Below are 19559 nucleotides of genomic sequence, written 5' to 3'. Positions count from 1 at the left end.
CAATTAACAATGATCAATTAGCAATTATTCTTTGGTAACGGGAGACCATTTTTCAATTACGGCGTCAACACCTCGATCAATTCCCTTATAATATTTATCTTCTTTAAATAAGGGAATCATAACATTATCAATTATATAATTGCAAATAGAATCGGTAAGTATTTTTTCGGCACCATAGCCTGTAATTTTAGACAAAGATTTTTCTAAATAAATATTAAAAAGATATATTCTGAAGTTTCTATGCAGTAGCTTAAGAAAACTGTTTTACATTTCAGAAATGATACTAGTTATTAATCAACAATTACACATTATTAATTACACATTACATATGACTAATTGATAATTGTTTATTGAAAATTGATAATTGAAGAAGCTACCAGCCGCCAGAAGCACCGCCTCCACCAAAGCCACCTCCGCCGAAGCCGCCTCCAAAGCCACCGCCTCCGCCACTGAAGCCGCCACCGCCGCCAAAACCGCCCGTGCGACCCAGACTACTAAGCACAAGAATGTCCAGTAGCCCACCGCCACCGCCGCGACCACCGCGACCGCCCTTTCGGCTTATGAAGATTATGATAAGAACAATTATGATGAACGTAAAAATAATTCCGCCACTCACGTTTTTACGGTTGAAGTTCCTGTCCTCCTTAAATTCGCCGTTGAGAGCGGCAAAAAGGGCATCGCTGCCTTTGTCGAGACCGGCATAATAATTTTCATTCTTGAATTCTGGGATCATAATACGGTTTATAATGCGTTCCGCCATCAAATCGGTTACGCGGTATTCTATTCCGTAGCCCGTATTTATATCCACTTTCCGGTCGTCCTTAGCAAGTGTTATAAGTATCCCATTGTCCTCACCCTCTTGGCCAATTCCCCATTTTTGCCCCCATTTGGCACCCAGCAATGAAATATCTTCCCCCTTTGTGGAAGCTATAATGATGCAAACAATCTGTGTTGAAGTGGAATCTGCATAACGTACCAGTTTATTCTCAAGCGCAGTTTTTTCTGAAGCCGAAAGTAAATTGATATAATCGTAAACCGAAGTCTGTGTGGATGGTATCTCGGGAATTTCATATTGCGCCGAAACATTTTCAGATAAAAATGAAACCGCAAACAACCAAAAGATGAAGAAATATTTATTTGAAAAGATGATAAGCGTAAGGTTTTTGAAAGATTATTTTTTTCGAAAAAGTTTAAGAGTTTATGAGCTTAGAAGTGATTGTATATAATATTGTTGTTAGATTTCATCAAGCATCAAAATCAACCTACCGAAATAGTATCCGGCAATTCATTTTTGTCGTATTTTCTATAGGGAAAATGTTTTTTTAGTTGTTCCCCGGCCATTAAAATTCCTTTCACAAGACCTTCCTTCATATTGCCATTCTTAAAATGCGAAACGATAATATTCTTGGTGCTTTCCCAGAAATCCTGACCTACAATATCATTTATACCCTTATCGCCCATAATTACAAGTGTCCGGTCGTCAACGGCAATGTAAATAAGCACGCCATTGCTCTCCTTGGTATTATCCATATGGAGCATATCAAAAACTTCAGCAGCACGGTCAAACGCATCAATATGTTCCTCGGTTTCCGCTGAAATGGAACTGGCTTCAAGATGCACTCGGATTTCTCCCGAAGTATTTTTTTCGGCAGTGCGAATGGCTTCAATAACGGCCGCCTCTTCTTCTTTATTCAGAAAATCTTCAACTTTAGACATGGATGTATTAGTTTTTTTTAAAAATAACAATGAAATTTCAGAAAAGAACCGTCAACTGAAAACCATCAACCAACAACTGACAACCGACAACTATTTCCCCCCAAAGTCAAAATCCACTTCGGGTGCATTTTCACTTCCGGCGTCTGCCTTAAAGTACGCTTTCTCCTCAAAGCCCAGCATACCCGCAAACATCTTTGTTGGAAATTTATTTATTTTCGTATTAAATTCCCTCGCGGTGTCATTAAACCTGTTGCGCTCCACATTGATGCGGTTTTCCGTACGTTCAAGCTCATTGATCAATTCTTTGAAATTTTCATTGGCCTTTAAATCTGGATATCTTTCAAAAACCGCCAATAAACGGGAAAGGGCCGAGGTGACGCCTGCCTGCGCTTCTTGGAATTGGGCCAATTGTTCTTGACTAACATTTGACGGATCAATATTTACTGATGTGGCCTTGCTTCTGGCCTCGGTCACGGCAATTAATGTAGATTGTTCAAATTCTGCATACCCTTTTGCCGTGCTTACGATGTTCGGGATAAGATCTGCCCTGCGTTGATAGGCGCTTTCCACATTTGCCCATTGCGCAGTTGCGTTTTGGTCCAGCACCACGAGCTTATTGTTTAGACTTGCAATGTAAGCTCCAATTAAAAAGAGAATACCAACGATTATAATTACAGGTAGCCATTTTTTCATAATGAATTGTTTTTGTTAAGTTGATTTTATAGTTGTTCCTTAATTTTTAAGAGTTCCGCTTTCACAGTTTCCAATTTTCTTATTATTTCAAAGTGGTCCAGCGTTTTCTTTTTATTTTCTTTTAAATGAATTTTTGCACCTTCTAAAGTAAAGCCTCGTTCCTTTACCAAATGAAAGATAAGTTCTAAATTTTTGATGTCCTGTGGTGTAAACTTTCTGTTACCTTTTGCGTTCTTTTTTGGTTTCAGTACATCAAATTCCTTTTCCCAAAAACGAATCAATGAAGTATTTACGCCGAAAGCCTGGGCGACTTCGCCTATATTGTAATACAGCTTTTCGGGTAACTCTATGTGCATTTATTTCAGTTATTGGTTATCGGTTATTTGTTGTCAGTTAGTGTAATTTAATAATTGCCAAAAGCCTTAAGCCTTTTAGTCAAGCGATTGATTTTCCTGTTGTGCTCTTTCCAGCATCTGTGCAAATTCCTCCGAAGTCAAGCTTCCGTAGTAAAAATTGATCGGGTTTATTCGCTCGCCATCCTTGAAAACTTCATAATGGCAATGCGGCGCTTCACTTCGTCCAGTGCTGCCCACAAAACCAATTATATCGCCCCGCTGCACCTTTTGGCCTACGCGAACATTGTATTTGTACAAATGTGCATACAGGCTCTCGTAACCAAAGCCATGTTTGATTACAATATGGTTTCCATAGCCGGTTGCGGTATTGTCCGCACGATCTATGGTGCCGTCTCCAGTGGCATAAACTGGCGTTCCGCGTGGAGCGGTAAAATCCATTCCGTAATGGAATTTTCTCGCTTTTGTGAACGGATCAGTCCTATAACCATAACCTGAAGCAATCCGTGTTAGATCCTCATTTTTTACAGGTTGGATAGCGGGAATTGCCATCAGCAGTTTTTCCTTCTCCTCGGCTAATTTCGCAATTTCATCAAGGGATTTGGACTGTACGACAATTTGTTTGGTAAGAATATCAATATTTCGGGTTGCGTTTATTATCAATTTTGAATTGTCAAAACCTTCCAAATCCTTATAGCGGTTGATTCCTCCAAATCCGGCCTTTCGCTGCTCATCCGGGATGGGGTTTGCTTCAAAATAAACACGGTATAGATTATTGTCCCTATCTTCAACCTCGGCGAGCACCGCCTGTGCCTGCTCAACTTTTTTATTCAAAAGCTCAAACTGCAATTGCATATTTTCCAGTTCACGTTTCTGGGCCTTTTCCTTTGGCGTTTCCACGTACGGAAGATTGATGTAAACAAGCAAAAGAAGAAAACCACTCAACAGCATTCCCAATAGACTCAGGGCAAAAATCTTTAGTTTTCGGCCTTTTTTCTTTTCTATTTTTCGGTACGAAAGCGTTTCGCTATCGTAGTAATATTTAACCTTAGACATGCGTTAAAAAATTGCTATTTTTGCGCGTTGCTGGTTGGCGCTAATTAAGGGTAACGTTTTACAAATATAGAAATTGTTTGCGCAACAAGCTAACTGCACATTTTTCAGAAAAAATATTAAGTACAATGAAGTCCAACGAAATCCGTTCCCAATTCTTAGAATTTTTTAAATCGAAAAAGCACCTTATCGTGCCATCGGCGCCCATGGTGGTGAAGAACGATCCCACGCTTATGTTCATAAATAGTGGAATGGCTCCCTTCAAGGAATATTTCCTCGGAAACGGAAAACCAAAAAGCAACCGCATTGCAGATACCCAGAAATGCCTTCGCGTAAGCGGAAAACACAACGATTTGGAGGAAGTGGGGATGGATACCTACCACCACACCATGTTTGAAATGTTGGGCAATTGGAGTTTTGGCGATTATTTTAAAAAGGAAGCGATTGAGTGGGCCTGGGAACTTTTGACCGAGGTCTATAAAATTGACAAAGAAATTCTCTACGTCACCATTTTTGAAGGTGATGAAAGCGAAGGGTTGGAGCGCGACACCGAAGCGTACAACCTTTGGAAGCAATTTGTCCCCGAAGATCGAATTCTCAATGGGAATAAAAAGGATAATTTTTGGGAAATGGGCGACCAAGGTCCGTGCGGGCCATGCAGCGAAATCCACGTAGATATTCGCTCCGCGGAAGAAAAGGCGAAAATTCCAGGGAAGGATTTGGTAAACAACGACCACCCCCAAGTAGTGGAAATCTGGAATTTGGTTTTTATGCAATTCAACCGAAAAGCCAATGGCAGTCTTGAAAAACTTCCAGCCCAACATGTTGATACCGGGATGGGTTTTGAGCGCTTGTGTATGGTTTTGCAGGGCAAACAAAGTAATTACGACACCGATGTTTTTACGCCGTTGATCCGAGAAATTGGAACAATAACCAATACAATATACAGTAAGGACGAGAAGAAAGACATCGCCATCCGCGTAATTGCAGACCACGTTCGTGCCGTAGCATTCTCAATTGCAGATGGGCAACTTCCCAGCAATACGGGCGCTGGTTACGTGATACGAAGGATTTTAAGAAGGGCCATCCGCTACGGATTTACTTTTTTGGACAAAAAAGAACCTTTCATTTATAAATTAATAGAAACCCTAAGCTCACAAATGGGCGCTGCTTTTCCGGAACTTATTTCAGAAAAGAATTTGATTACCAATGTGATTCGTGAAGAAGAGCAATCATTTTTGCGAACCTTGGATCAAGGCTTGGTGCTGCTTGAAAATGTGATTGAAATAGCAGACTCAAAAACTATTTCTGGAAAAAAAGCTTTTGAACTGTACGATACCTTCGGTTTTCCGATAGATTTAACGGCATTGATTCTTCGCGAACGTGGCTATTCTTTAAACGAAAAAGAATTCGAAGAAGAACTTCAAAAACAAAAAGAAAGATCGCGAGCCGCGACCAAAGTGGAAACGGGCGATTGGGTGGTTTTGGAAAAAGACGATGTAGAGGAATTTGTGGGCTACGATACGTTGGAAACGCAAGTGAAAATCACAAAATACCGTAAAGTGGACAGCAAAAAGGAAGGCGAAATGTTTCAGCTCGTTTTCAACCTCACGCCATTTTACCCCGAAGGCGGCGGCCAAGTGGGCGACAAAGGGTATTTGGAAGCGGCCGATGGCGGCGTAACGTATATTGTGGACACCAAAAAGGAAAACAATCTTATAATCCATTTCACAAAAAATCTTCCGCGTAATCCGGAAGGAACTTTTAAAGCGGTGGTTGACGAAAAACAACGCAACCGAACGGCTTCAAACCACACGGCAACACACTTGCTGCACCAAGGCTTGCGGAACATTTTGGGCGAGCACGTGGCGCAAAAGGGAAGTATGGTGCACAGCAGGAATTTGCGTTTTGACTTTTCACATTTTGCCAAAGTGAGCGATGAAGAATTGAAGCAGGTTGAGGATTTTGTAAATGCAAGAATCCGTGAAGGAATTGCTCTGGAAGAACGTAGAAATATTCCGTACCAGCAAGCGATTGACGAGGGTGCCATTGCACTTTTTGGTGAAAAATACGGTGATTCGGTTCGGGCGATCAAATTCGGAAAATCGATGGAATTGTGCGGTGGTACGCACGTTCCCAATACAAACGATATTTGGCATTTCATCATCACTTCAGAAGGCGCGGTAGCTTCAGGAATTCGAAGGATTGAAGCCATAACCGGCGATGCCGCGAAGCAATATTTTATTGATAGAAGTGAATCATTTGCATCGCTACAAAAAGCGTTGAATAATGCGCAGGATCCCGTAAAAGCGGTTGAAAGCCTGCAAGAGGAAAACAGCAATTTGCAAAAACAGATCCAGCAATTGTTGAAGGACAAAGCGAAAAATTTAAAAGGCGAATTGAAATCTGAAATTCAGGAAATAAACGGAGTCAATTTTCTTTCGAAAAAAATTGATCTCGATGCTGGCGGAATGAAAGATCTCGCTTTTGAAATGGGTGGCGAAACCGAAAATCTGTTCTTGGTTTTCGGGGCTGAAAGTGACGGAAAAGCCTTGTTGGCTTGCTATATTTCAAAGGAATTGGCTTCGGAAAAAAATCTGGATGCCGGAAAAATTGTTCGTGAATTGGGCAAATATATTCAAGGCGGCGGCGGCGGACAGCCTTTCTTCGCTACCGCAGGCGGAAAAAATCCTGCGGGGATTGGTGAGGCTTTGGAAAAAGCAAAGGAATTTTTAAAGTAAGCAGTCAGTAGTTTCAGTATTCATAACTGCATATTGCGACTGCAAACTGAAAACTGAGATATGAAACTCCAAACCGAAATACCGCTAAAACCCGAAGAAGATCACATAGATTATTCCTCTAAAATCGTTTTATTGGGAAGCTGTTTTTCGGAAAATATTGGGGCAAAGTTCGATTGGTTCAAGTTTCAGAATTTACAAAATCCATTCGGTATTATTTTCAATCCGGTTTCTATTGAAAATCTTATTGCGCGGGCGATTGCAAATGAAAATTTTTCAGAAAAAGACATTTTTGAGCACAACGGAATCTGGAAATGTTTTGAAACCCATTCGGAACTCGCTTCACTGGATAAAGCGGAATTTCTTCAGAAATTAAATAACGCTCTTCTGGAATTGCGTAATTGGCTATATTCCGCAACGCATATTATCTTCACTTTCGGCACTTCATGGGTTTACAGGGAAATTAAAGAAAATGAAATCGTGGCCAATTGCCATAAACTTCCGCAGAAAAACTTCAAAAAGGAATTGCTTTCCATTGAAGCCATTTCAAAAAGCCTTCAAACTATTTTTGATAAAATTTCAGCAATAAATCCGAAAGCTACCATTATAAATACGGTCTCTCCAGTTCGGCATATAAAGGACGGCTTCGTGGAAAATTCGCTAAGCAAGGCGCATCTGCTTTCAGCGTTGCACGAAACAACCCACCAACTATCAACCAAAAACCATCAACTTAAATATTTTCCTTCCTATGAAATTATGATGGACGAGCTGCGCGATTACCGTTTTTATTCGGAAGATATGCTGCATCCCAACAAAACCGCTGTCGAGATTATTTGGCAGAAATTTTCAAAAGTGTGGATTGCTTCAGAAACGGAAGCACTTCAAAAGGAAATTGCCAGTATTCAAAATGGATTAAAGCACAAGCCTTTCAACCCCGAAAGTGCGGAGCATTTCCAGTTTTTGGAAACACTTCAGAAGAAAACGAATTTGGTACAAGAGAAATTTCCGCATATTAAATTTTAATGCTTTGGTCGTTCAAAAAATTGGTGCACACAATTTTATGATTGATGAAGAATACGACAATTGCCGTATTGTCATTCCTTTGGTTTTGGGCCAATTTTGCTTCAAATAATAATCACGTATCCGCAGAAGCGGGACTAAAACCAAACATTATGAAAACATTCAAAAAAACATTTTTAGTATTGATGGCAGTAGTTGCCGTAAGCTTAACATCTTGTAAAAAGGATGACGACGGTGGTGATGGCGGAGGAGCTGGCGAAGGGACAATGACTGCCAATGTTAGCGGCAGTGGAAGCTTTACTTCAATGGAAATTGCTACGGTGGCTACCGAAACCACTCAAGCAGGAGTTACAACAATTCGTGTACAAGGATCAAATGCAGAGGGTCGGGCAATCGTATTAACAATAAGTCCTTATGAAGGCACAGGGACTTATGAAATTTCTGAAAATAGTGTATTTACTTTTGCTACTTATTCAGAAACTGATGTAAATAATCCCTTGGACACACAATTTTGGAATGCGCCTTATGAAAACAGTGGTGTAGTTGGAGAAATTCAAATTTCTGAGAAAACTGACACAAACATTAAAGGAACTTTCAATTTTCTTGGAAAAAATCCAGACAATGGTTCCGAGAAAAGTATAACTGATGGTTCTTTTAACGTAAACTTCCAATAATCTTCCCACATCAAAGAAAATCTCAGGTGTTGAGGTTTTTACGTGGAGCCGGGGGCGAAACGCAAGTTTGGTCTCCGGTTTTTTTGTTAAAAAGGGTGAGATTAAAAGTTTATGGGTTTATAAGATGCTTTATGAAATGAATTTCATCATTCATTACTAATAACTCATCAATCATTACTCATTACCTTGATAATACGTCAATTGCCTTATTGTTATGTTCTTTAGAAACCTTCAATTTTGAAATTCAAACCAAATACCTTTCAAATCATGACAAATAATCTTACAAGTCGCTATCTTTTTATTTCAATTGCATTTTTTTTATCCAGTTTTATTTGCACCGCTCAATGGGAGCAAAAGGGCAGTGATATCTCTGGAAATGAAGCTTCCAGTATCGGATTTTGCATTTCCTTGAACGCCGATGGCAGCAAGATAGTAATAGGATCGCCAAATGATGATTCAAATGGCTCAAATTCTGGACAAGTTCAGGTCTTTTCCTTTAATGGTACTGACTGGGTACAAATGGGAGCTGACATAAATGGCAGCGGCTTCAACGAGAAATTGGGACACGGAGTTGCGATAACACCCAATGGAAACAGAATAGCTTTTGGTACCACATTTATAACTACTGCCAATGGAAATTTCACGGGGCAGGTAACCATTATGGAATGGAATGGCTCCACCTGGGAAATGGTAGGAAGCACCATTGACGGTCTTTTTAATGGTGATAATTTTGGTTGGACAGTCTCTATTTCCAACGATGGTAATCGGGTAGCTGTAAGTGCTCCACTTGCTGGTCCGGCTGGAACACACCTGGGTGAGGTGAGTATTTTTGAATTTAATGGCAGTAATTGGGTGCAAATGGGCACAGCTATTACCGGGCAGGGAACGGACGATTATTTAGGATTTTCTCTGAAACTGTCTGGAGACGGGACACGAATTGCCGTTGGTTCACATTTAAATGACAATGTGGCAACGGATGCGGGGAATGTTAGAATTTTTCAATGGGATGGTACAGATTGGCAACAAATGGGTTCAGACCTTACTGGTACTGAAGAAACCGATTGGTTTGGGTATTCTTTGGGATTTTCGGAGGATGGCAATAGGGTAGCAGCCTCCGCTTGGCACCATGGAAATGATAGAGGAGAAATACGTGCTTACGATTGGGACGGAAATTCTTGGGTACAGAAAGGCCAGTCCATAGTTGGAGAAAATGATTTTGATAATGGCGGTTGGTCCATGGCTTTGTCGGCAGATGGGGAAACTATAGTTATGGGTTCTGTTCAAAATCCTGGAGGAGGTGAATATAGAGGGCATGCGCGCATATTTAAATTGGTTGACAATACATGGTTACAAGTGGATAGTGATATTCAGGGTTCAATGGATTTTGAATTTTTTGGATATTACACTTCGCTTTCCGCGGATGGTGAGACGGTTGCCATAAGCTCACCACTAGCAAGTGCTTCCAATACAAATTCTGGTGTGGTGCGAGTTTATGAAGGTGGTGTTTTGGGTACGAATACATCAGAAATAGCTAATTCTTTTGTGGCATTTCCCATTCCCGCTGAAAATTCTATTACAATTTCTTCAAAAAATAATTATTCCCAAATTGAAGTAATTCAGTATGATATGTTGGGAAGAAATTTAGGATCTAAAAAATTCCAAAATTCAAACCAAGTTTACTTTCCACTATTTGGCAATGTAGGCACATATTTGTTAACAATTAAAGCTGATGGTAACATCGAAACAATACAGATTTTAAAAAACTAATTTTAAGGCAATTGCCCTATTGAAACCAATAGCTATTTATCGCATTTTTGAAACATCAACAACTTTTAATTCCACGATTATGAAAACTTTTACATTTATTAAAAACACATTATTTGCCGCATTGTTGGCAACTACGGTTGCAAGCGCCCAGCGCGCCGAGGAACCAAATTATCGATACGACACCGGTGCCAAAATTAACGAAATGAGTTTAACGCAAGGAGGAACAATGGTTGTTGCTACCAATGATGGTCTTGTGGGGATAAAACCAGGTAGCAACCAACTGTTGTTCAATTTTACTACATACGGCCGCGTAAAGCCGGAAGAATTGACTTTTGTGCCAAACGCACCTTATGTAATTGTAGCCCAAGGGGGTTTTGCCAATCTTACTGCCAAAAAAGCGGTAATAGATTATATGAGCGGAAAAGTGCTTTTTAGCACTGAGGAAAACGGCTGGAAACTAGCTAATACCGTGGAGGTATTTATGCCACAGAACAAACTTTTTGTTGCGGGCCAGCGCACTTCAAAAGAAAAATACGCACAGCAGGTAGCCGTTTATGATCTTAATACTGGCAAGGAAGATTATCGTTTTAATCTGGATGACCCCACCCGCGTAGGTATAGCCAAAATATATGAGGTAACCGGCAGGCCGGCCATGCTAAAGGATATATTGGTAATTCCAACTTCGCAAGGCATTATTGCAAAAAAAGCACAGACCGGCGATGTGCTGTGGGAAAATAAGATCAAAAATGTAAATTGGTTGGTAGCAGATGCTTCAGAAAAGGAAATTTACGCTTTCGAGACCAATCCCAGCGGAACCAATACTGAAATTTACAAACTCAGCGCAACTGGAGCTGAACTCTGGAAAGATTCGCAAAAAGTAAAGGGGCAAGTTGCCAATTTCGAAATTTTACCGCAAGGGCTTGCAGTGGTGAGCAACAAAAGCGATGGCGGCAGCGGCAGTATTTTTTCACAAAAAAATGAATCTGAAATTGCGATGCTCAGCGCCTCAACTGGTGAGGATTTATGGGAAAAAGCTCCGAAGACAAAAGGATACGTACAGCACTTTTATGTTATGGAAGACGGAATTCTATTCGGAATATATGAAGGCGGAATCAATAAAATTTCATTTGATGGGAAAACACTTTTCAAAAAGCCACTTAAAACTGGCGAAAATATTATGACGATGGCACATACTCCGCAGGGTTTGATTTATATAACATCTGAAGACGCCAATATTGTAAACCTCTCCACAGGTGAAGCGGTCTGGGAAAAACCATTGAAATACAAGCGTGCAGATGCCGTGGGCGTGGCGTATGACAAAAAGAACAGCCGTTATTTGATTAGTGCAGATGAAAGCCTGATGGCTGTGGACGCCAACTCCGGCAACGTGACCGAATTGGCCAAGACAAAATTTGAAGGAAAGGAAGCGCCCAGCAGTGTTGAGGTTCGTGATGGAGGCATATTCCTTTCAAGTTCACAGAATATGGCAATGGTAAATACCGATGGATCTGAAATGTGGAAAGAATATTACCGCGCTCCCGGAAAAAGTGCATTTGGAGCAATACTGGCTGGAGTTGCTGCCGTTGCTACCGCTACAACTGCCGTTGCAGCCTACGATGCAGCCAATAAAAACAGAAATAGCCTAGGCAGTTTAACGGATGAGGGCGAACGATACAAAAAATTGGGTGACGGCATGGCTGCCGCAAGTGGTGCCTCTGTGGCTGAAATGCTAAAACGCTTCAAGGCAACTGCCGCTACGCAAAATGACCAATTTATCTTAACAAAACTGGATGACGGAGTAGGCCTGGTAAAAGTAAGCAAGGATTCTGGACAAAAATCCAAAGAAATAATCCTGAAGGATAAACAACCGGAATATATTGTAGATGAAATAGGCGGCATTCTATATTATAAAGCGGACAATAACAGTATCTACGCATACGACCTTAAAATATAGTTAGCCAATATTTTTAGAGAAACCGTCGATGAAGTGAGGAGCGTTAACGGTTTATAAAGGCCCCGCGGTTTCCGCGGGGTTCTTTTTTATACGGCATTTGCCCTATTTATTTATTTTCAGTAATTCTATATATTTATAATTGAATAATTAATCTTCAGGATGGTGGGTACGTTTCTTTTAATAGGAATTTTTTCGGCTTTGCTTTTGGGCATTTTGCTCTTTTTTAATTGGAAGAATAAATCGCTCAAAAAATGGCATTCGGTTGAAATTGCTTCGCTTGAAAATTCAATCAATCAAAATAAAACCCAGATTTTTTTCAGAAATGAAAATTTGGATAAGTATCATTTTTTGAAATACAATTTGGCTGAAGCATTGTTTGTACAAAGAGTAATTCAACTAAATATTCCGTAAGACTATGCTTCGATTTTTATTGGTTTGTTGTTTTTTCATTTCATTTCAAAATCACGCCCAGAACCGGCAAAAGATTGATTCCATCAATAAATTGTACGTGCAGGGCCTTAACATTCCGCAGGATTCCATCGTAGCTATTTTTAAGAAAAACGCAGAAAGAGCCAACAGGATTAAGTACGAAAAAGGCGAGGCAGATGCCTATTTTCAGTTGAGTTTGGTCTATGGATATCAGGGAAAATATGATTTGAGCACGGAAAATTCCATCAAGGCAATTGCCATCTATGAAAAACTGAATTTGATGGATAGAATTGCAGATTTTTACGCAGAATCCGGTTATTCCATGAAATATAATGATTTGGAAAAGGCAATGAAAACCATGCAAAAAGGCAAAGCGATTGCCGAGCAAAATAAATTGGACACGATTTTAAAGGATGTATATAATAACTATGGCGTATTAAAGGAAATAAATCAAGAATTGGACAGCGCGCTGTATTATTTTGAAAAGGGGCTGGCGATAAAACAACGGCACAATGACACCATTGGCATACCATACAGCTGGAGCAATATGGCTGGCGTTTACGGCTTGCAGGGAAATTTTGAGAAATCGCGGGAATTTTTCAATCGATCATTAAATCAGCGCCTGCTTTGGGCAGATTCGCTGGGCATTGCGGAAAATTACACACAACTGGGAGAGGTTTTTATGGCAGAGGAAAAATGGAACAATGCCATTCCATTAGTGCACCAATCGTTGCCTATTTCAATAAAAAAGCAGTATAAGAATCTGACGCAGTATAATTATAAATTGCTTTCAGATATTTATAAAAAATTGAATAACACAGATTCCGCGCTCTATTATTTTGAACAATATTCTGCGGTAAAAGATAGTGTGCACAGCATTAAGGTGAAGGAAAAAATTGCAGCCCTAAATGTTGAGTACGAAACCAAAAAGAAACAAAATGAAATCCTGAAACAACGTGCGCAACTAGCAGAAAAGGATTTGGAAGTGCGCCGCAAAAACACCTTTATTTTCGGAAGTTTGGGGTTGGCCTTTCTTCTTGGGCTTTTGGGGTATTTGCTTTACAATCAACAAAAATTGAAGAACCGCCAATTTCAAAAAGAAGCTGAACTTAAATCGGCTTTGGCAAAAATCGAGACCCAAAATAAATTGCAGGAACAGCGGTTGCGCATTTCGCGCGATCTTCACGATAATATTGGCGCGCAGCTTACCTTCATTATTTCAAGTATCGATAATTTAAAATTTGGTTTTACGGATATCAGTGAAAAATTGGGTAACAAGCTTTCCGCAATCAGCAGTTTTACCTCGCAGACCATTTATGAATTGCGCGATACTATTTGGGCGATGAACAAGGAGCACATAACGTTTGAAGATTTGCAGGCACGCATTTCAAACTTTATTGAACACGCCAGAATTGCTTCGGAAAAGACCAATTTTACTTTTGAAATTGCATCCACTGTGAATAAAAATCATCTTTTTACTTCGGTAGAGGGAATGAATATTTACAGGATAATCCAAGAAGCGGTCAACAATGCGCTGAAATACGCCGAAGCTTCAGAAATAAAGGTTTTAATTGAAGCCAAAGATGAAAAATTTGTATTAAAAATTTCAGACAACGGAACTGGTTTCGATGAAAAAAACAGCTCGGGCGGCAACGGTTTAAATAATATGAGGAAAAGAGCAAGCGATATAAATGCAGACATAAAAATTGCATCAACTCCAGAAAAAGGAACTTCGGTAACGCTTATAATAAAGAAATAAGGCAATTGTCTTATTTATGAAATAGACATTCCAGCTTAAATTTAACTATCTTTAAAACAACTAACTAGCCTGTTATGCTCAAGATTGCGATTGTAGATGACAATACCTTTTTAATTCACGCCGTAAAGGAAAAATTGTCCTTTTTTGATGAAATTTCAGTGAAACACACATCTATGAACGGGAGTGAGTTGTTGACAAAATTGCAAGAAAGCCACAACCTCGATCTTATTTTAATGGATATTGAAATGCCAGTACTCAATGGTATTGAAACCACTCAAATTGTCAAGCAAAAATATCCGCATATCAAAATTATAATGCTCACTGCTTTTGATAATGATGAGCATATTTTCAACGCCATCAAGGCTGGCGCAGATGGTTATCTGCTGAAGGAAATAAATCCTCAGGAATTGTACAACGGCATACAGGAGACCCTGAGCGGTGGCGCGGCAATGAATCCTTCCATCGCAATGAAGACCTTAAAATTATTGCGAAATCCCATTGATATTCAGAATAGTACTGATAAGGAAGAAATTTCATTATCAATGCGAGAAATTGAGGTACTCGAACAATTAAGCAAGGGATTGAGCTACACCATAATTGCCGAAAATCTTTTTCTTTCCCCTAGCACGGTTCGCAAACACATTGAAAATATCTACAAAAAACTACAGGTGCACAGTAAAATTGAAGCGGTACAGAAAGCAAAAAATCATAACATTATTTAGATTTTGATATCTCTCCATAGATTGAGAGGCTAATATTTAGGTTTTTTTGTCGTTAGTATGCTGTTAAATGTTTTATAATACTAATCTGAAACCTTTTCAGTGAAGCTAATTTTACCAAATTAATTTCTAAACCCTAACAAAACCTGATTATGAAACGTATTTTATTGCTCGCGGCCGTAGCGCTATTTTTCTCTTGCAGTAATGACGATGATGGCGTCGTTATTACAAATCCCACTGCTCCGGGATTGGGATATTCGCTAAGCACACAAGATTTTACAACTACCTATAACAGTCTTCGGAATGCAATACAGGCAAATAATAATGTAAATATTGTTGCTGAAGTTAACCATACCGCAAATGCACAGAGCACCGGACAGGATTTGGGCAATACGCGTCTCATCATTTTTGGAAATCCTGCCGTGGGAACGCCTTTGATGCAAGCCAACCAATTAGCTGGATTGGATTTACCCCAAAAAATGTTGGTTTACCAAAACAGCAGCAATAATGTTTTTGTGGCTTACAACAGTACGGCATATCTTTCGGCGAGGCATGCTGGCGTTGGCGGGGCTTCAACTTTGCAGCAACTGGGGACCGCGCTTTCCAATTTCACCGAAGGAGCAACTAACGCTACCGTTTCAGAAAATTCAAGTTCTGGAATTACAAACAGGCAAGGCAGTATAACACTTGTAAGCAACAATGATTTTGCTACAACGTACAATAATTTACGAAATGCAATTTCAGATAATACGAATTTGAACATAATCGCTGAAGTTGATCACCAATTAAACGCCCAATCCGTAGGTTTGACGCTGCGCCCTACAAAATTGATTATTTTTGGCAACCCCAGCCTAGGAACGCCGTTGATGCGCAGTGCGCAGACCACCGGTATCGATTTGCCGCAAAAAATGCTAGTTTGGCAAGATGAAAATGGAACGGTAAATATTTCGTACAACAATCCGCCTTATTTGGCAGTACGCCATAATATAAATGACAATGCTGAAAATATCAATACCATAAAAAGCACGCTGGAAGGCCTAGCCATTGATGCTGCCAACTAAATAGGAAAATATCTTCTGATTAAAAGCCATTCAAAAATGATGTTTTTGAACGGCTTTTTTGTTTGGCAAACGTTTAATTCTTCCAGAAATTCCTCAGAAAAATTGTAGTTTTAGATTTCATTTCTGAAAAATAAGCCTTTAAAAATCATACTATGAAAAAAACATTTCTTCGCAATTGTGCATTTTTCTTATTGGGAACACTTTCAGTCATTTCACAGGAAAAAAATACAGTAATTGAAAACATCCAAAAAGAAGCCTACGAAAATTCGCAACTTGAAAATTTGGCGCACGAACTTTTGGATAACATTGGCCCACGTTTAGTGGGAACGCCGCAAATGAAGCAGGCTAACGATTGGGCAGTGGCAAAATACAGAAGCTGGGGAATAGATGCCGAAAACCAAAAATGGGGCGAGTGGAGAGGATGGCAGCGTGGCATTACGCATATTGACATGGTGTATCCACGAATTCAGACCTTGGATGGAACACAACTTGCCTGGAATCCTGGAACATCATCTAAAGGTATAACTGCGGAAGTGATGATACTACCGGAAATAAAAGATTCCATTTCATTTAAAAATTGGTTGCCTAATGTGAAGGGAAAATTTGTGATGGTAGCTATGAAGCAACCTACGGGAAGGCCGGATGATAATTGGGAAGAATTCGCCACCCCGGAATCTTTTGAAAAAATGAAGAAGGAAAGGGAAGCACAGATTAAAGCGTGGGACGAGAATATTAAAAGAAGCGGTTATGACAGACGAAGCATTATACCCGCTTTGGAAAATGCTGGAGCCGCGGGGATTGTTGATTCCTATTGGTCGCGAGGATTTGGTGTAAATAAAATTTTTGGCGCCCGGACCAAAAAAATCCCATCTGTTGATATTGAATTGGAAGATTACACCATGCTTTACCGAATGGTGGAACACGGCGAGAAACCTAAAATCCACATTGTTGCGGAATCAAAGGATTTGGGAAGGGTGCCAACTTTCAATACAATTGCAGAAATAATAGGAACTGAAAAACCGGAAGAATATGTAATTCTTTCAGCGCATTTTGATTCGTGGGACGGCGGTACCGGCGCAACCGATAACGGAACGGGAACTTTGGTAATGATGGAAGCCATGCGAATTCTGAAAAAAGTGTACCCGAACCCAAAAAGAACCATTCTTGTTGGGCATTGGGGAAGCGAGGAACAAGGCCTAAATGGTTCTTCAGCATTTGTTGCAGACCATCCAGAAATTGTAAGTAATATTCAAGCCGTTTTCAATCAGGACAATGGAACGGGTCGTGTTGAAAAAATCAATGGCGCAGGTTTTCTGCAATCATATGATTATATGTCGCGGTGGTTAAGTGCAGTGCCCGACACGATCCGCAAAAATATTGAAACCACTTTCCCCGGCTGGCCAGCTCGCGGAGGATCGGACAACGCGAGCTTTGTAGCGGCGGGAGCACCAGCCTTCAGTTTGAGTTCGCTTAGTTGGGCGTACTGGAATTATACTTGGCACACCAACCGCGACACCTATGACAAGATTGTTTTTGACGATGTGAAAAGTAATGTGATTTTAACTGCAATTTTAGCCTATATGGCTTCGGAAGATGAATCAAAAACTTTACGGGAGCAAGTTATTTTACCCATTGATGATAAAACAGGTGAGCCGCAAAAGTGGCCAACGCCCAGAATTCCCGAAAGAAATGGAGGAATGTAAATTTTAAAATCTTGAAAAAATAAATCCCAAGTTCCAATAAGAGCAAATGGAACTTGGGGTTTTTATTTTCAATTTCTTTTAATAAATCTTTCGCTTTTAACTTGCGGTTATACGTGCTTCAAAATAGGCTTTATATTTTTTAGAATATTTGATCATAATTTTCAAAAAAACATTTCATCAAAAAAAGAATAGAGGTAAAATAAAGAGCAGCCAAAATTCTGAAAAAAAATCAAGGTATCTATAAAATCATTTTATTTTAATACCACTTCGTATTTCGTTTCAAATTTTCCTTTTTCTATAATACCCGCGTCAACACCCGTAGCGGTTTTTTTGACGATTTTTGCCTTGCCTTTTTTGGTATTCCACAATCCTAAATAATAATCAGCTTCAACCAGGCCTTCCAGAAAATGGTAATCTGGAAATTTTGCTCCATACTGAACCAATTGTTTGTTTTTCATAGTAAAATATGGTCCTATTTCCTTCCCATTTTCAAAAAATGAATATGTGAGAGTGTCACCTTCTTTCTTTATTCCAAAGCCTTCCTGGCAGTTGCCTTCACAGGTATACGTAGCTTTTTTGGACAACAAATCCTTCGCCAAATCCTTGTTTAGTTTTCCATTGGTATAGATGCCTGCCTCCGTTACCTTCGGGCCAAGGACGGGATCCATTTCAACCACAAAGCCGTGGCCATTCAACACGCCATCCTTGAACATACCAAAGGTAATCTTTTGTTTTCCCAAAGCGAAATAAATTTGCCCAAATCCATTCAGTTTTCCGTCCTTAAAATCGCCTTTGTAACCCATTCCGTTTTCCTGCATAAATCCGGGACCATTCAGTTTTCCTTTTTCAAAAAACCCTTCTTGAGAAGAAAAATCCGTCGTAGCTTTGGTATAGACGTTATTCGTCTTTTTTGCATCTATAAATTGTGGGGTGCTGTTGTCTGGACCTTCCACCGTACCGTCTTTATAGGTAATAATATAGCGCGTTGCCTTATTTTCATTGGGTACGGTTGAGGTTACTTTTTCCTGTATCAATAAACCGTTTTGGTTATAATTCTTTATATACTCAGTTATTTTGGTGCCGTAAAGAAAATAGCTGTATTTGGTCAAAATTCCATTTTTATCGTAAATGGATTCAGACATCTTTTCTCCGGATTTTTTTGAGCCGGTAATTATTAATTGGTCATTGGTGATTTTGTAATCATAATTGTATTGATAATTCTTTCCAATTTCTGCTATTTTTCGATTTTTATCGTCAAATTGGTAGTTAGAAATGTACTGGGATTGAAGGTCATATCTTCCACGGCCTACCGGGCTTTGTTTGAAAAATTCAATTTGCACTAAATTTCCCTTTTCATCATAGGTGTTTTCCGTTTTTTTGTGAATTGTATTGTTATAACTGTCTTGTTCATAATATTTAAGAACATTCCCTTTATCGTCCAGATTGTAATGGAACAGGTTGTTAACAACTACCTTGCGCCCATCGGGTGAATAACTGTAAGTGTTTGTTTGCGTGGGCGTTAAATAAGTAGTTGGTCTTCCTTCCTGGTCATAATCTATTTTTTGAAGCGGTTGGCCCATACTATTGATTGCCATAATATTGGCAACGTTTTTATTGTGTAAGGGAGCCAGATAATAACTATCACCCTGTTCTGGATTGATGGGTGCATAAGTGGCCAAATCTTGAAAAATGGGCTTTTCAGTCTGCGCGTTTAGGCTACTGACCGTGATTGCAAATAGTAAATAAATGAAGTTTTTCATTTCGATGGTTTTTAGCGGATTATTATGTGTGAATATTTTGTATTAGTTTCACAAAACTTTCGGAATGACAATAATAACTGTAAAAAGAAGGGTAAGAAATAGGGCAATTGCCTTAAATTTTTGAGCGAGAAACATTTAATGAAATATCTGGAAAAGCTAT

At 39.6% G+C, this 19559-nt stretch carries 17 protein-coding genes; 10 read left to right on the top strand and 7 right to left on the bottom strand.

Annotation, left to right across the window (positions count from 1 at the left end; genetic code table 11):
* Positions 1–24 precede the first annotated feature (24 nt).
* From KIV10_RS00700 to KIV10_RS00675, 6 genes are all read right to left on the bottom strand, one after another.
* A complete protein-coding gene (locus tag KIV10_RS00700) occupies positions 25–195 on the bottom strand; it encodes a TPM domain-containing protein (protein ID WP_214111565.1) in 171 nt (56 codons plus the stop codon).
* A gap of 178 nt (positions 196–373) precedes the next feature.
* Entirely contained in the window at positions 374–1114 is a 741-nt protein-coding gene (locus KIV10_RS00695) for a TPM domain-containing protein (protein ID WP_246516147.1), read from the bottom strand.
* A 143-nt stretch (positions 1115–1257) separates the two neighbouring features.
* The gene (locus KIV10_RS00690) at positions 1258–1716 is read right to left on the bottom strand and encodes a TPM domain-containing protein (protein ID WP_214111564.1); all 459 of its coding nucleotides are present in this window, start codon (positions 1714–1716) and stop codon (positions 1258–1260) included.
* Positions 1717–1806: 90 nt separating this feature from the next.
* Positions 1807–2409, bottom strand: coding sequence for a LemA family protein (locus tag KIV10_RS00685; protein WP_214111563.1), 603 nt, complete (start codon positions 2407–2409; stop codon positions 1807–1809).
* 26 nt (positions 2410–2435) lie between these two features.
* On the bottom strand, positions 2436–2765 hold the full coding sequence (locus KIV10_RS00680) for a MerR family transcriptional regulator (protein WP_214111562.1): 330 nt from the start codon (positions 2763–2765) through the stop codon (positions 2436–2438).
* Positions 2766–2840: 75 nt separating this feature from the next.
* Complete coding sequence (locus KIV10_RS00675; protein WP_214111561.1) at positions 2841–3818, bottom strand: M23 family metallopeptidase; 978 nt, start codon at positions 3816–3818, stop codon at positions 2841–2843.
* Positions 3819–3943: 125 nt separating this feature from the next.
* Between KIV10_RS00675 and alaS the strand changes: the two genes are divergently transcribed.
* The 10 genes from alaS (at position 3944) to KIV10_RS00625 (ending at position 17639) form a co-directional block, all read left to right on the top strand.
* Positions 3944–6556 (top strand): alanine--tRNA ligase, encoded by a 2613-nt coding sequence (alaS, locus tag KIV10_RS00670; RefSeq protein WP_214111560.1) that lies wholly within the window; start codon positions 3944–3946, stop codon positions 6554–6556.
* 60 nt (positions 6557–6616) lie between these two features.
* Positions 6617–7576, top strand: coding sequence for a GSCFA domain-containing protein (locus tag KIV10_RS00665; protein ID WP_214111559.1), 960 nt, complete (start codon positions 6617–6619; stop codon positions 7574–7576).
* Between the two features lie 44 nt (positions 7577–7620).
* The gene (locus tag KIV10_RS00660; RefSeq protein ID WP_214111558.1) at positions 7621–8247 is read left to right on the top strand and encodes a DUF6252 family protein; all 627 of its coding nucleotides are present in this window, start codon (positions 7621–7623) and stop codon (positions 8245–8247) included.
* 267 nt (positions 8248–8514) lie between these two features.
* Positions 8515–10014, top strand: a complete 1500-nt coding sequence (locus KIV10_RS00655; protein WP_214111557.1) for a T9SS type A sorting domain-containing protein — start codon at positions 8515–8517, stop codon at positions 10012–10014.
* Positions 10015–10093: 79 nt separating this feature from the next.
* Positions 10094–11968 carry an outer membrane protein assembly factor BamB family protein gene (locus tag KIV10_RS00650; RefSeq protein WP_214111556.1) on the top strand — a complete coding sequence of 625 codons (1875 nt, stop codon included), beginning with the start codon at positions 10094–10096 and terminating at the stop codon, positions 11966–11968.
* Positions 11969–12130: 162 nt separating this feature from the next.
* Positions 12131–12379: a hypothetical protein gene (locus KIV10_RS00645; protein WP_214111555.1), complete on the top strand. Its 249-nt coding sequence runs from the start codon at positions 12131–12133 to the stop codon at positions 12377–12379.
* Between the two features lie 4 nt (positions 12380–12383).
* Positions 12384–14156 carry a tetratricopeptide repeat-containing sensor histidine kinase gene (locus KIV10_RS00640; RefSeq protein WP_214111554.1) on the top strand — a complete coding sequence of 591 codons (1773 nt, stop codon included), beginning with the start codon at positions 12384–12386 and terminating at the stop codon, positions 14154–14156.
* A 74-nt stretch (positions 14157–14230) separates the two neighbouring features.
* Positions 14231–14878: a response regulator gene (locus tag KIV10_RS00635; protein ID WP_214111553.1), complete on the top strand. Its 648-nt coding sequence runs from the start codon at positions 14231–14233 to the stop codon at positions 14876–14878.
* A gap of 149 nt (positions 14879–15027) precedes the next feature.
* On the top strand, positions 15028–15936 hold the full coding sequence (locus KIV10_RS00630) for a DUF302 domain-containing protein (RefSeq protein ID WP_214111552.1): 909 nt from the start codon (positions 15028–15030) through the stop codon (positions 15934–15936).
* 152 nt (positions 15937–16088) lie between these two features.
* On the top strand, positions 16089–17639 hold the full coding sequence (locus KIV10_RS00625; RefSeq protein ID WP_214111551.1) for a M20/M25/M40 family metallo-hydrolase: 1551 nt from the start codon (positions 16089–16091) through the stop codon (positions 17637–17639).
* A gap of 251 nt (positions 17640–17890) precedes the next feature.
* Here the strand turns inward: KIV10_RS00625 and KIV10_RS00620 are convergent, their stop codons facing one another.
* A complete protein-coding gene (locus KIV10_RS00620) occupies positions 17891–19399 on the bottom strand; it encodes an MORN repeat-containing protein (protein WP_214111550.1) in 1509 nt (502 codons plus the stop codon).
* Between the last annotated feature and the right edge of the window lie 160 nt (positions 19400–19559).

Source organism: Aequorivita echinoideorum (genome assembly GCF_018476645.1).
Lineage (GTDB): Bacteria > Bacteroidota > Bacteroidia > Flavobacteriales > Flavobacteriaceae > Aequorivita > Aequorivita echinoideorum.
Note: the sequence above shows the minus strand (reverse complement) of the source record. Positions and strands in the feature narration are given on the sequence as shown.

What these genes read in the sequence shown, in the direction of transcription:
- KIV10_RS00650 (WP_214111556.1), top strand. Translation starts at nt 10,094, where the DNA reads ATGAAAACTTTTACATTTATTAAAAACACATTATTTGCCGCATTGTTG.
- KIV10_RS00620 (WP_214111550.1), bottom strand. Translation starts at nt 19,399, where the DNA reads ATGAAAAACTTCATTTATTTACTATTTGCAATCACGGTCAGTAGCCTA.
- KIV10_RS00690 (WP_214111564.1), bottom strand. Translation starts at nt 1,716, where the DNA reads ATGTCTAAAGTTGAAGATTTTCTGAATAAAGAAGAAGAGGCGGCCGTT.
- KIV10_RS00630 (WP_214111552.1), top strand. Translation starts at nt 15,028, where the DNA reads ATGAAACGTATTTTATTGCTCGCGGCCGTAGCGCTATTTTTCTCTTGC.
- KIV10_RS00675 (WP_214111561.1), bottom strand. Translation starts at nt 3,818, where the DNA reads ATGTCTAAGGTTAAATATTACTACGATAGCGAAACGCTTTCGTACCGA.
- KIV10_RS00635 (WP_214111553.1), top strand. Translation starts at nt 14,231, where the DNA reads ATGCTCAAGATTGCGATTGTAGATGACAATACCTTTTTAATTCACGCC.
- KIV10_RS00655 (WP_214111557.1), top strand. Translation starts at nt 8,515, where the DNA reads ATGACAAATAATCTTACAAGTCGCTATCTTTTTATTTCAATTGCATTT.
- KIV10_RS00685 (WP_214111563.1), bottom strand. Translation starts at nt 2,409, where the DNA reads ATGAAAAAATGGCTACCTGTAATTATAATCGTTGGTATTCTCTTTTTA.
- alaS (WP_214111560.1), top strand. Translation starts at nt 3,944, where the DNA reads ATGAAGTCCAACGAAATCCGTTCCCAATTCTTAGAATTTTTTAAATCG.
- KIV10_RS00660 (WP_214111558.1), top strand. Translation starts at nt 7,621, where the DNA reads ATGAAGAATACGACAATTGCCGTATTGTCATTCCTTTGGTTTTGGGCC.
- KIV10_RS00640 (WP_214111554.1), top strand. Translation starts at nt 12,384, where the DNA reads ATGCTTCGATTTTTATTGGTTTGTTGTTTTTTCATTTCATTTCAAAAT.
- KIV10_RS00625 (WP_214111551.1), top strand. Translation starts at nt 16,089, where the DNA reads ATGAAAAAAACATTTCTTCGCAATTGTGCATTTTTCTTATTGGGAACA.
- KIV10_RS00680 (WP_214111562.1), bottom strand. Translation starts at nt 2,765, where the DNA reads ATGCACATAGAGTTACCCGAAAAGCTGTATTACAATATAGGCGAAGTC.
- KIV10_RS00665 (WP_214111559.1), top strand. Translation starts at nt 6,617, where the DNA reads ATGAAACTCCAAACCGAAATACCGCTAAAACCCGAAGAAGATCACATA.